This window comes from Flavonifractor sp. An4 (genome assembly GCF_002161755.1).
In the GTDB taxonomy this organism is placed as follows: Bacteria; Bacillota; Clostridia; order Oscillospirales; family Oscillospiraceae; genus Flavonifractor; species Flavonifractor avicola.
In genome coordinates, this window is sequence record NZ_NFIL01000014.1 from 20,025 (window position 1) to 33,330 (window position 13,306).

General features: G+C 54.2%; 8 protein-coding genes. All 8 read right to left on the bottom strand.

From position 1 onward, the window contains the following. Positions 1-7: 7 nt before the first annotated feature. The 8 genes from B5F94_RS07845 to B5F94_RS07880 all read right to left on the bottom strand — a co-directional run bounded on the left by B5F94_RS07845 (position 8) and on the right by B5F94_RS07880 (position 13,093). Positions 8-928 carry a hypothetical protein gene (locus tag B5F94_RS07845; protein ID WP_087329193.1) on the bottom strand — a complete coding sequence of 307 codons (921 nt, stop codon included), beginning with the start codon at positions 926-928 and terminating at the stop codon, positions 8-10. Between the two features lie 91 nt (positions 929-1,019). Next, on the bottom strand, positions 1,020-1,286 hold the full coding sequence (locus B5F94_RS07850) for a PqqD family protein (RefSeq protein ID WP_087329195.1): 267 nt from the start codon (positions 1,284-1,286) through the stop codon (positions 1,020-1,022). After that, positions 1,283-1,984: a hypothetical protein gene (locus B5F94_RS07855; protein ID WP_087329197.1), complete on the bottom strand. Its 702-nt coding sequence runs from the start codon at positions 1,982-1,984 to the stop codon at positions 1,283-1,285. Before B5F94_RS07855 ends, B5F94_RS07850 begins: the two co-directional genes overlap by 4 nt. Before the next feature lie 2 nt (positions 1,985-1,986). After that, the gene (locus B5F94_RS07860) at positions 1,987-2,175 is read right to left on the bottom strand and encodes a hypothetical protein (RefSeq protein ID WP_087189271.1); all 189 of its coding nucleotides are present in this window, start codon (positions 2,173-2,175) and stop codon (positions 1,987-1,989) included. Positions 2,176-2,193: 18 nt separating this feature from the next. Continuing rightward, positions 2,194-10,692, bottom strand: coding sequence for a beta strand repeat-containing protein (locus B5F94_RS07865; protein WP_087329199.1), 8,499 nt, complete (start codon positions 10,690-10,692; stop codon positions 2,194-2,196). A gap of 40 nt (positions 10,693-10,732) precedes the next feature. After that, positions 10,733-11,458 carry a tyrosine-protein phosphatase gene (locus B5F94_RS07870; protein WP_087329201.1) on the bottom strand — a complete coding sequence of 242 codons (726 nt, stop codon included), beginning with the start codon at positions 11,456-11,458 and terminating at the stop codon, positions 10,733-10,735. Beyond that, positions 11,455-12,216: a CpsD/CapB family tyrosine-protein kinase gene (locus B5F94_RS07875; RefSeq protein ID WP_158100265.1), complete on the bottom strand. Its 762-nt coding sequence runs from the start codon at positions 12,214-12,216 to the stop codon at positions 11,455-11,457. Before B5F94_RS07875 ends, B5F94_RS07870 begins: the two co-directional genes overlap by 4 nt. A gap of 166 nt (positions 12,217-12,382) precedes the next feature. Then, positions 12,383-13,093, bottom strand: a complete 711-nt coding sequence (locus B5F94_RS07880) for a YveK family protein (protein WP_087270039.1) — start codon at positions 13,091-13,093, stop codon at positions 12,383-12,385. Between the last annotated feature and the right edge of the window lie 213 nt (positions 13,094-13,306).

A 13,306-nucleotide genomic window follows, 5' to 3' on the forward strand; every position in this document is an offset into this window, starting at 1 on the left:
AATCCCCTTACTGTCCCAGCAGATCGCCCAGATCCACAGATTCACCAGGGCCGATCTCGATTACATTCTGGGACTCCTCATACTCCTCTTTGGCCGCATTGTACCAGGTATAGAAGTCGGAAACGCTGCCAAAGCGGTAATACAGTGCCTCCTGCTCTGCCGGAGTCATGGCCTGGTACTCCTCCCAGGTATAGTCCTCCGGGGCCTTGTCCGGCGTGGTGGTACCGCCGGTATTGCCGCCGGTGCTTCCACCGCCACTGCCGCTGCTGCCGCCGGTGGAAATGGACTCACCCTTCTGAATCTTGCGGGCCTCAGCCAGTTCTGCACTGGTAAAGACCCCGTCTTCAATCAGCTGATCGGACAGCGTCTTATCCACATCTTCCATGTCGGCGGACAGAGCGTTCCAGAATACCTCTACCGCGTCGCCCCGGGTAAAGGTGCCGTTATCCGAATCGGCATCGGTCAGTCCAACCTGCTTGGCCAGCGCATACGGCTTGTCCCAGGTAAAATCAGCTGCCTCGCCGCTGTCCTCATAGCCCAGAGCCCGCAGCGTCATGGTGAGGAACATGGTCTCCGACAGCTCCATGGTGCTGCCAAAGCGGATACTGGACACGCCGTTGCTCAGTCCCTCGGACCAGGCACAGCTGACGTAATCGTCCGCCCAGTCGTCCACATCCTGGAAGGGATGAGCGGGCGCCTTATCGGCCTCGTCCTCCAGGCCCAGCATACGCACCAGCATGGTGACGCCTTCCACGCGGGTCATCTGGCGGTCCAGTTCAAAACCGGAGCCGGTTCCCAGAAACAGTTCCAAGTGATTCAGTGCCTCTGCCGTATTCTGCTGGGTACTGCTGTACGCCGCCGCAGGCATGGTAGTTGCAGGAACCGCAAGCAGCGCCGCGGTAAGCGCCATAGAAACTGCTTTCTTCATAGCACGACCTCCTGTGTTTTCTATGTTTGTTCCGCGTACCGGGACAGGCCGGAGTCTCTCCGGCCCATCCCGCGGCGCGGAACGCGCCGGGTCATTCCGTCAGGCAGTTGGCCTGACGCAGAATTTCCAGAAATTCATCCAAATCTTGCTCCGCCTGGACCGGATCCACCTCATAGGTGTCGGTGAGGGCAGCAATCAGTTCCGCTCGGCCGCCCCCCTGCTCCAGGGTCCGCCACAACAGGGCCCCCGAGTCATTGAGGCTGATCATCCCATCAAAGTCCACGCAGGCACGGCCGGCGGGTACGACTACCCAGCTGCCGGCCACCTGTCGGAGCATAAAGCCTTCTTTGAGTCTCATCCAAACCGCTCCTTTGCCGCCCGGGTCATAGTATCCCGGCACAGTGCGGCCGTCTCCTCATTGGGCGGGCCGCTCATTTCAAAAATAGGGATCTCGGTCACCAGCCCTTCCACCAGAGGAAGCAGCCGGTCCATCTGCCGGGGCCAGAGCTGATAGAGGGTCTGGCTCATCAGGCTTCGGATGGCTTCCAGCGTCTCCATGGGATGGATCTGGATGTTAGCATCGTCCCGCTGAAGGAAGCAGATCCCACCCAGGGGTACCTTCCGGTTCTGGTTAATGCCGTCCTTGCCGCACCAGGGCGTGCCATAGGCATACCAGCCCTCCTCCATGCGGCGGAGTGCCGGTTTGTCGTCATTGAAAATCACCGCGCCGAATTGGTCTCGCCACAGCCGGGTACGGGTGGATTTCCCCGCCCCACAGGGGCCGGAAAACAGGTAGGCCCGTCCCTCATACTCCACCGCCGAGGCGTGGAGCATCAGGCCATGAAAGCCCAGCAGCCCAAGATAGAACTGGATGCCGGACTCCATGTAGGCCATATAGTCCTCGCTCAGCGTGGGCCAGACTTCGGGACGGTAACCCTCCCGGCGGATCACAATGTCCGCCGGGAGGTCAAATTCCGTCCGGTAGTCCCGGCAGCGGCGGTCCATACCGTCCGCCGCCGGGATTTCCACCAGAAGTTCCGCTACTTGACAGAGCATGATCAGTCCAGCTGGTAAGAGCTCTTGTCGTTCAAAGCATCATCATTGGAAAACGGTATGACACCGGCTCCGCCACCGACAGTTGGGTCGGAGGTCAAATTCAGATCTGCACCTCCGCTCATCAGTTCTTCTTCCAGCCGAAAGGACAACACCTGCGCCTTCGGCTTTTCATATGCTGTTTTTTTGCTCATACTTCTGTCCTTTCACAATTACTCCTCAAGATTCAAGGAGTAGGTCATTTGCTGGGATTCAGTACCCACCGACGGCACACTATCCACTGCGGGAGTAACTGTCATAGTCCGTTCACCCAACAGATTCGTGTTAGTAACATTGAGATAGAAGCCCAGTTGATCCTGCGTATGCTGGCTGCTCACTACTTGATCAGCAATCCAATGGATAAACTCGCTGTTGAAGCTGAGCCAGGACTCACTCGCCGTTTGGCCGGAGAATTGATATTTGCTCTTAACTGTTATGCCATGATTCTCATTACCGGTCTTCAGCAACTCCCAAGCGTCCTCATTGGTAAAGGTAAGCTTAAACCAGAACTGCACGGTATTGGCCGTTCCAGGCTCATACGTCTGCAGAGTAGTCAGCTGATAGGTATACAGCCGATAGCCGCCAGCAGTTCTGTCATAAATGGGCAGGCTGGGGTTATCTTTCTCGATGGTATAATACTCTGCGGGAAGCTTCAGCAAGCCCCCACCCTCGGTGGAATCCACGACCTTGCCATAGGCGGTAAAGTCGCTTCCGGTTGCATCAAGCTCATGGCCAGCCAGATCCAGGGTTACGCCGGCGGAAACATGAATGCCACTGGCCGTCACATTCTGCAGCAACGCAACGGTACCAGCTTTGGCCTCGTTGGCCTTGATAAGCATAGCATTCAGTGTACCGGCCTCAAGCGTTTCGCCATTGGTCCAGGTCGCCTCATACTCCTCTGCCACATCGACGGTCCAGTAATTATCGCCGGTCGTGTTCTGGGTAGCCTCATAATACGGGGCCAGGTAGTCCTTATTCGGCTCCTCAGAGAAGCTGCCGCCGGAGATGGAGATGGTGGCACTGGTAGTCTCACCCTCACTGGGCTCCTGAATACCAACCGCACCGGTAAATTTGCCGCCGGAGATGGTAACCGTACCCTTAGCCGCATCCTTGCTGCTCTCTGTACCATTATGGGTAACCGCAAAGGCATAACCCGTGGTAACAGAGCCATTGTTGTTCATGCCAGAATCGACAGGAGTACCCGTGGCAGTCAGGCAAGTATCATCACCGCTGATGGTCACGTTGGTAAACTTCACTTCCAAAGCGGTATTACCTGTAATCGTGCTGTTCTCAATAATCAGGTTCTGGAAGCCCTGGTCAGGATTTTCAGCATTGGTACCGTTATTGGAGACATAAATGCCTGTTCCGTTCTCACTCTCATCTGTAATGGTACTGTTCTTAATGGTGATCGTAGTACCGCCAAACGAGCCGTTTTGATATACACCGAAATACTTGGATGTAATGGTTGCACCCTCAATATGAATGGTATTGTTCGGTCCCTGACCCCAAACAGCCACATCTTCAGAATCAATGGTTCCGTAGACATTAATGGTTGCATTTCCCTGCTCAAGCAGATTGTTGGTCGCCGTGATACCAGCCGCACCGGCGTTAATCGTCGCGTCGCTTGCAAGTGTAACCGTACTGCTCGTCAGGCCGAACACGCCGTTTTTGGATGCACTCAGTGTACCGTTTTCCAGGGTAAAGGAACTTCCGGTGTTGACAATAAATGCATAATCCGCCGTGGAGCTGATGGTCTTGTCATTCAGATTCAGCGTAATATTCTTAGAAATAATAACTCGGTCAGTCAGTGCAACATTTTGAAGCAGTTTGATGGTATCTCCGGATTTAGCCTCTTTCAGAGCCTCTTCCAGAGTATCATACTTGGTGCTGCCGATCTGAGCCACCGGGCTCTTGACTATGCTCACAGTGCGGTTGCCATTGAGCTTCTTCTCGTATCCCTCGGCGATGGTAATGTTGTTTTCGTTTTCGATCCACCCCGTAGCAGTACCAGTTTGCATATTGTATTTGCCGCCATAGAGGGTGATCTTTCCGGTCAGAGTGTGTTCATACCATGTTCCATCATCGAAAGCGTTGGCCTCAATGTAGGGGGTGTTGGGATCGCCGTGGATCGAAACGGTACCACTGGCATTGTTGATACCGTAAGCGGAGTTATACCGGCCCTGGTTTTCAACGGTGATTTTTCCGCCGTTCACTGTAGTCTGGCAATTGTTGCTGTTGTAAATGCCGTATACATCCCAGGCTTTGCTATATTCGGAGTAACTATTCAGTCTGCGCACCTCAATAGCGCCGCCATTCATGACCATCGTGGTACCACTGCTATACACACCAGACAGCGGCTTCTTCGAGCCTTCGCTGCCGGTCAGCTTCAGGGTGCCGGCCTCCAGGGTAAACTTGCCACTACTATACCCATTGTAAATGACGCTCGTACGCGACTTTTCGGCAGAGCCGTTCTCAGTCACCTCGATGGAGCCACCCTTGCCCTCGCTGGTGTCCGTAATGGTCAGCTCGCCATAGTTCTTGATCAAATCGAATCCTTCTGTGTTATCGAGCGTTGCCGTGATCTTGTGGCCGTTCAGGTCCAGGGTCATGGACTGGCCGTTATCAATCAACAGCGCATAGTCCTGATTCTCGATCGGCTTCAGCTCCACATCCGCCAGCAGCTTCACGGTCTGGCCGGCAGTGGCGGCCTCGACCGCCTCGATCAGGGACTCATACTTCTGACCGTCGACGATCTCAGCCACAAAGTTCTCTTCTACGACTACCCAGTCGCCTTCGTCGTTCTGCTCAGGAGCATAGCCATCAACCAGATAGGTGTCGTCGGGCTTCTCAGAGAAGGTACCGCCGGAAATCTCAGGCAGAGAATCGGTCAGGTAGTTCACGATACAAGCAGTTCCCTCCGGAGAGGTAAAGCTGCCGCCGGTAATGGTCATCTGGCCCAGATCCTGCGCGCTTGCGGAAGTAGAGAACGCACCGTTCAGCAGGCAGTTTCCGGATCCCGCCGTAAAGGTGCCGCCGGCGATCGTAGCAATGTTCCAGTTCAGCACGGTCGCCTGGGTGGTGTTGGTAAAGGTACCATCATTGATGGTCAGCTTGCCGCCGTCATCGTTCTTAACCGTATTCAGGCCGCCGCTGAAGGTACCACCGTTGATGGTCAGTTCAGGATTGACTGCGTTCACGCCTGCCACATAACCGCTGCTTGCGTTACCAGAATTATAGCTATAATAGCCGTTCTCGATCATGCTGGAGAAACCGCCATTCTGGGTCACACTGACGCCGCTGTTGATGGTCATGGTGCCGTGGTTGACGATGTTATAATAGCTGTTCGTGCCGGAGACATCAGGACCGGTTCCCGTTTCCTGGCTGCGGGTATATGCGCCGCCATCCAGCGTTACCGTGCCTTCGTTCCAGATAGCCGCCTTTGCATGGGTCACATTGTCCACCGTACCGGTACCAGTAATGGCCAGGGTGGCGCCAATCTTGACCGTGATCGTGTGATCGGCAACATTGGTGATCTTGTGCTTATTCAGACCCAGAGTGATGTTCTTGCCCGTGGGCACCACCACATCCTCGGTCACATCGGCCAGCAGGGTGATAGTATCATTGTCGCCAGCAGCAGCAATGGCATCCGCCAGGGTGACATAGCCGGTCTCACCGATCCGGGCCTCAGCCTCAACCACGGTATAGATGGTGTTGCCAGACTCGTCAGTGGTGGGAGTCGCGGCGTACTCGGGCGTACAGAAATTATCAGCGGGGCTTTCCGTATCGCTGTTGGTCGGATCGTAGTTCTTAAAGGTACCGCCAGAGACATAGAATTTCGCACCTTCGTTGTCCTGGAGGTTCAGCAGCCACACACGTCCGTCAAATTTCGCGTACGCGGAGTACTCACCGCCCTTGATGTACACTTTGGCACTCTCGCCGGCACGCACACAAACCAATCCTGCATAGAAGCTGCCGTTCTCAATGGTCAGAGTTGCATTCCCGTCCACACCGATCAGCTGGCCGCTGCTGCCATCGTTCATATAGTCATCATTGAAGGTGAAGCCGCCGTTGCCGGTGATGGTGACATTGGAACTGCCGTCGAGCAGAATTGCGCCGGCACCGTCGGAAATCTTACCCAGAGTAATGGTCTTTCCGGCCATATTCAGGGTAAAGGTCTTGTCGGTGATGGTCAGCTGATCGTCCTGCACAAAATCACACAGCAGGGTAACCGTGCCGCCGTTTGCAACCTGGGCGACAGCCTCCGCCAGGGAGGTGTACTGAACATCGCCGACCTCGGCTACCTTGACCTTGGCAATCTCAAAGCTGCCATCCGCGTTCACAACCGCCTCAAAGCCCTCGGCTACGTAGGAACTGCCCTCGCCCTCAGGATTATTGCTGGGATCGAAGCAGAAGGAACCGCCCTGAATGCTGATGTTGGCAGAATCGTCGTTCCAGTTGGCATCGATGGCATTCACCACATACTTCGCCTGTTCAGGCTTATCCGTGGCCACCGTTTCAGCCAGCTTAAATGTACCATCCAGAATGGTCAGTGTTCCCTTTTCTACCTGGATCGCCGTGGGGGCACCTGTAAAGGTACCGTTTTCAATGGTCAGCTGGTTCTTGGTGGAGGCGGTCATATTGATGCCATAGGAAGTATTGCTCCCCAGTTCTGTATCAATGGTACCGTTGCCAGTGATCGTGATATTGGCACCACCACTAATAGAAAACATCACAGGAGTCGAGCTGAGAGTCTGATCGGCATAAGTCTGATCCCAGGAAATCGTCTTGCCATTCAGATCCAGAGTCAGATTAGGCTTGCTTACTCCACTAATGGTAATGGCATTCTTCAGACCCGTTCCGGTTATAGTGGGTGTCAGAGTGGTATCCTTCAGCAGCTTGACGGTATCTCCGTCCTTGGCCGCGTTGATGGCCGCGCTCAGAGAAGTGTACCAATAGCCGTCGATCTCGGCCACATGAGGGCCATCCTTGACCACGGTCCAAAGATCACCGGACTTCTGCGTGGTATAGCCATCCGCACACCAGTCAGTCACTTTCTGAGCAAAGCTGCCGCCGGTAAGGGTGATGGTGCCGGTGTTGGTAATAGTGCAGGGATAGGTGCCCTTGGAAATGGTCATGGTACCGCTGTTGGTGATGCTACCGGTGACCTTGGCATAGGTGTAGCTGGTGGCTTCCATTGTGGCGCCCTGGTTGTTGATAACAGACTTCACCTCATGGCCGAGATTCAGGCTGCCGTTGTTCACCACTTCCGTGCCGGTCATGGCGTAGTTGATGATCTTACAGGTGCCGTTGTTGGTAATCTTTCCAATGGTGCACTTGCCGGAATTGTAGAAAGTCACATTTTTGCCTGCGGGTACTGTGATCTCGTTCACATCGGCCAGAATGTAAACTGCGGAAGCGGTTGTGCTCTCGCTTACATCTTGCCACAGCTCATCCCACCTTGTGTAGCCCACAGTGCCGAGCCGGGCCACATAGGTGCCGTCCACCACATGATAGTAGCCGTCAGACTGCATTTCGTAGATCTTGCCCTCAGGCAGATAGGCCGCGGAAGGCTGTACGGAGAACAGGCCGCCAGTAACTTTACCAATGGCCGCCTTCACCGCACCGTTGAAGGTACCGCCGGAGATGGCAGTGTTGTTGCTGGAACCTCCGCCCACAGCATAGCTGGTGCCCTTGCCGTTGGCCTTGAACGTGCCGCTGGAAATGGTGACCGGAGTGGTGTTGCTCCCTCCGTACACGCAGACGACAGATTTGGTATCCGGAACTGCGCTGCCATCCACGGTCACTTCCACGAGGTTTACTGTGGCGCCGCCACTTGCATAAACGCCGTAAAGGCTTGTACCAGCGGCCTCAGCATCAAACGCGATGTTCACACCGCTGATGGAGTGCTGGCCATTATACAGATAAAGGGCATAAGCGTAACTCCCGAGGCTCGGAACCTTCACCGTACCGCCGGTCATAGTCACTGCGGAAGTTTCTCCGGTAGCGCCGATCACATGGCCCCGGTTGCTGGAGATAGTACCGCCGGTCACTGTCAGCTTGCCATTGGTGTAGACATAAATACCCTTGCAGGAAGTGGAGTTGTAGCTGGTAACGAAGTTCAGTGCGCCGCCAGCTCCGCTGTCCTGAATGGTCAGGCCGCCCTTTTCCACCTTGAAGACATACTGGGCGGTGCTGTTCCAGGTCACAGTCTGGCCGTTGAGGTCCAGCGTGATGGTCTTGCCGGTAATCGCATAGGTTTCGGTCATCTCCACAGTGGCAGGAGCAAGGACCTTAATGGTCTCGCCGTCCTGAACTTTGTTCAGGGCCTCACTCAGAGTGGCATACTTGTTCTCGCCGATCTGGGCCACATAGGTGGTCTCCGCCACAACGCCCCAGGTGCCGTTTTCTTCGTTATACTCAGGAGCATAGCCCTCGGCGAAAAATTCTTCGCTAGGCATAGAGGAGAAGGTGCCGCCGGAAATGCTGGCTCCGCCCTTGGCATAAGCCGTGTTCTCCACTTTAACAGCGGTTTTCTCCTCATCGCCGCCGATAAAGGTGCCGCCCTTGATCATGACAATGGATGCTTCACCGGCGCCGCTGTCGGGGGGAGAATTGTCATTGCCCACCAGCACGGCGGTCTTAGAGACGGACTGGAAGGTGCCGTCATAGATGGTAACTGCGGTCTCATAGGACTCGCCGGTAAAGTATCCGGCGTAGAAGGCACTGGATCCAGTGGTGTGCACATCACAAGCCACAGTCTCATAGACGCCGTTATAAATGTCAGCCGTACCGCCAATCACAGCCAGGCCGCCCTGAACGCCCGTGACCTTCACGCTGTCTGCGGCAGTGCCCTCAATCTTCAGGTAGGCATTTTCAGAGCTCTCGCCGCTGCGGACGGTATAGCCCCATTTGCTACCATCGCAGGAAGAGCAGGAGGTGTTCTTGAAGGTACCGGCGGTGATGGTCATGTCACCGCGATTCTCAACGGCGGGGTAAGTCTCATTCTCATAGTAACCGCCATTGATGGTGGTAGTAGTATTCACCTCGGTACCAATGCAGCCGCCGCCGCCATAAATGGTGGGATTTCCAAAGGTAGCGGTACCGCCATTTCTGTTGTAGAAAGTACTGGCATTGGACTCTTTCAGATTCTTATAAGTGCCGTCCACAACATTGAGGGTGCCGAAGTTGTTGACAGCGCCGTAGCCGCTTGCACCAGCAGCGGTCACGTCAATGGTACCATTGCCAGTAATGGTGAGCGTACCATTGTTGGTAAATACGCGGGTGGAGAAGCCCTCACCAGCGGTAATGGTGTGGCCCTTCATCTCGAAGATCACACTTTTAGCCTCACCAATGGTGATGGGAGCGGACACCGCAATATCCTTCAGCAGGGTGATGGTTGTCTTCTGGTTATCTTCCACCGCAGCAAAGGCCTTTTCCAGGGTGGGATAGGTCTGGTCGCCGATCTGGGCCACGCCTTCAGGGACAACCAGATCCTGGTCCTGTTCCATGGTGTCCGGGAGTGCCACGAGCTCACCGGCAGTGGTGTCACGCATACCGGCAGTCAGATTACCAGTAGTAACGCCTTCAGGCGCATCAAAGGTTAAACCGCTCACAGAGCAGTCTGTCAGACTGCCGTCACCGGCGCCATTTGCGGTATACACACCCACAATGCCGCCGATACCAGCGGAGGAGGCATTGGCTGCAATATAGTCCGCAGTCGCATTGCTGGCCACAATAACGTCGGTTACATCGCAGCCTTCGACATGGTTATTGGTAAATGCAGAGCCTACAATACCGCCCACCTTGCGGGTACCGGTGACGGTCAGGCCACTGACGGAGCAGTCGGTAAGGGTGGTGTCGCCCTCGCCCAGGAAGCCGATGAGGCCACCGACATTGTCGCCTTCCAGATCTGTTGCCTGATAAGTACCGGTAACCGTGCTGCCGGTGTTTGCCTCAACATGGCAGTTGGTAATATCGGCATAGCCGCCGCCGGACAGACCGCCTACCTTGTAGTTGGCAGTGATGTTCACATTGCCGCTTACCGTGCAGTTCTCCAGCGCGCCGGTGTGGGAGGTACCGATCAGAGCGCCGGCCTCAGACTTGGCGGTAACGCTGGCATTCTGGATGGTCACATTCTTGATCACGCCGGGAGTGTTGAGCACACCAAACAGGCCTGCGTTGGTCAGGGCCTCATCATCAATAGACAGATTGGAAATTGTATACTTGCCATTCTGACCATCAAAGGTCCCCTTAAAAGGAGCATCCTTCTTGCCGATAGGCGTCCAGCTATAATCCATCAGGTTAATGTTGGCGCCCAGGGTAATCGTCCACCCCTGGAACGTATCAGTTCCATCATTGACCAACTGAGCCAGGCCAGCCAACTCAGCAGCAGTAGTGATGGTATACTCCTTGGTCGCAGAATTTTCCTGATACCAAGATGTATTTACCATACTATCCTGCTCAATGGAATCACTCGCATCCAGCAATTCACCACTTTCAGTTTCAACTGCTGGTTCCGTAGTCTCCACCGGAGCGCTCTCTGCCAGAGCATTCTCTGCCGGGGCGGTGTCTACCGTCCCCTCATCTGCTGCCAGTGCGCTTACAGGCAGCATGGTGAGTAACATGCAGAGTGTCAGCAGGACGCTTACTACTTTTCTTCCTACTTTTTTCATGCAGTTTCCTCCTCACTTCTTCTAATGCGCTGTATCTATATTATAATTCTTCCCGCTTTGAACTCACATCCTCCGCCCGGCGGCACAGGAGACGCGCCTGCCTCCATCCCAACTGCCGGGCCAGAACCTTTACAGCAGGCCCCAGATTGGGTGGGCGATGGTGGAGACTGTGGCAGTCCGACGCCAGCAGAAAAATCTGTCCACGCTGGATCATCCGCAACGCTTTCCTGCGAGAGAAGAATTTTAACAATATATTGGCACTTAACTGTATGGGAACACCCAACCGAAGTAATTGCTCAATCTGCTCCTTTCGCTGCCTGTCCCAATAGCGGTCCAGGTGAGCGATGACCGGGATAAACCGGCCCCGGCCCAGCAGATCATAGAGCTGGCTGATCATCTGGTCCCTCCACGGCGTAAAGGGCAACTCCAGTAGAAAATAATTGCTTTGGCCAAGGCAGAGATCCTTTAGTTCCTCTCTGTCTGCCAGATTCGGCATCCAGGCCACTTCTGCGCCCAGCTCCCACCGGGGCAGCACCGCCCGCTCCCGTGCCGGCAGCTGCGATGCAGCCTGCTCCAAACGGGAAAGGGCCTGACGCCGCCGGCACAAAAAGGAAGATACATCCTCCTCTTCCCGGTAAAAATGAGGGGTAAAAATGACCCTGTCCACACCCTGGTCCCATTCCATCCGGAGCATCTCCAGGCTGGTTTCCACATCCCGGGCTCCATCATCCATGCCGGGAAGAATATGGGTGTGTAAATCGGTCATTCCGTTTTCCCTCTCTCTTCCGGTTCCGGTTCTCGGCTGGAGGGAGGACTGCTGTAGCCGTAGCCGTAGCCATACCCATAACCGTAGCCATATCCCTTATACTTCTTGTACCTTCTGTACTTTCCAGAACCATAACCGCCGCGCTCAGAATCCACCCCGTTCAGAACGTAGCCCAGGATTTTGACCTTGGCATATTCCAGCTGTTCGACAGCATCCTGAACGCTTCCCTTCTCCGAGTGTCCGGCCCGCACCACAATGAGCACGCCGTCGCTGCGGGAAGCCAGCACCACTGCATCGGTCACCATATTGACCGGCGGCGTATCGAGAATGACGTAATGGTAGACCTGCCGCAATTCCTCCAGCAGCGCCGTCATCCGCTTGGAACCCAAAAGTTCCGAGGGATTCGGGGGGATCTCTCCCGATGTCATAACGCTCAGGTTGGGTACTTTGGTGGGAAGGATGGCCTGCTCCAGCAGCGTGTGGTCCACCAGAACATTACTCAACCCCACATTTGCACCCAAGGAAAGCAGACTGGCCAGCTTGGGCCGACGCAGGTCGCAGTCAATGAGTAAAACCTTACGATCCGTTTGCGCAAAGGATATGGCCAGGTTCACCGAGGTAATGCTCTTTCCCTCACTCATCATAGCGGAGGTAACCTGAATGATCTTGTTTCCCTCTTCTCCCGTCAGGGAAAAAATAATATTGCTGCGCAGCGTCTTGTAGGCTTCCTGGGTAAAAAAGTCATCCTTTTGCGTCAAAAGGTGCTTACGTTCCTCCAAAATAGAGATACTTTCTGTACTTCGCTTTTTCGTCCGTTTGGACACATGCGCACCGCCTTTTTTCTTCTTGACTGAAATCATCATGCACCCTGTCTCTCTTCCTCAACCGTATATACCAGCACATTCTTCCGCGTGCGTACCCGTATCATTTCTGGCCCTTACCAGAAGTAAACACTGGGATACGCCCCAGTACAGGCAGGTCAGAAATCTCCAGCAGATCTTCTTCCTTTTTGATCCGTACATCTAGCAAATCCCGAACGGTGAGAAGGGCCACAATCAGGATAACGCCAACCGCCGCTCCCAGCATCACATTCTTCCGGTAGCTGGGAGAATAGGGGGCGCCGGGCACCTTGGCATAGTCTACAATCTTGGTAGAACTGCCTTCCACAAAATTCTCAATCTCCCCTGGCGCAACCTCTGCCACCGCATTGGCAATCAAGGCAGCCATTTCAGGATCCGGATGAGAAATATAAACATCAAAAAGCTCTGTTTCGCCAACCTGTGAAGCTGACATAATGGAACGGATGTATTCAGCAGAAATATCCATTTCCATGCTGTCCGCCACTTTTTCTAACACAGTATCGCTGCGGATAATGTTGACATAGGTACTGACCAGCTGCTGAGAGGCGGTCAGATTGCTGCCGGAGATATAATCGATCTGCTGTCCGCTCTCCACATTATTGACATAGATGGTCACTCCAGCCTGGTACATGGGGGTCACAAAGTTTGTCGTGTAGAAATACATAATGCCTCCGCCCGCAATGGCACACAGCAAAATCAGCCACCACTTTCGCAGATAGAGGAACAATAGCTTTGTCAGATCTATCTCCATATTTTCTTTTTTTCTTTCCACCATATCCTTGCCTATCTCCTTACCCGTATTATTTTGCAAAATCCACGCAGATTATATCAAATTTTACATATAACCTCAATCATGTATTTGCAAAACCAGGTAACCCATTTGTATAATCAAATATTTACGTTATAACATATCGCTACCAGAGATTCCGGCGCCATTTAAGCCTTAAATCTTTTTTGCCATTTTAGCACATAATTCCATTAAATTCAA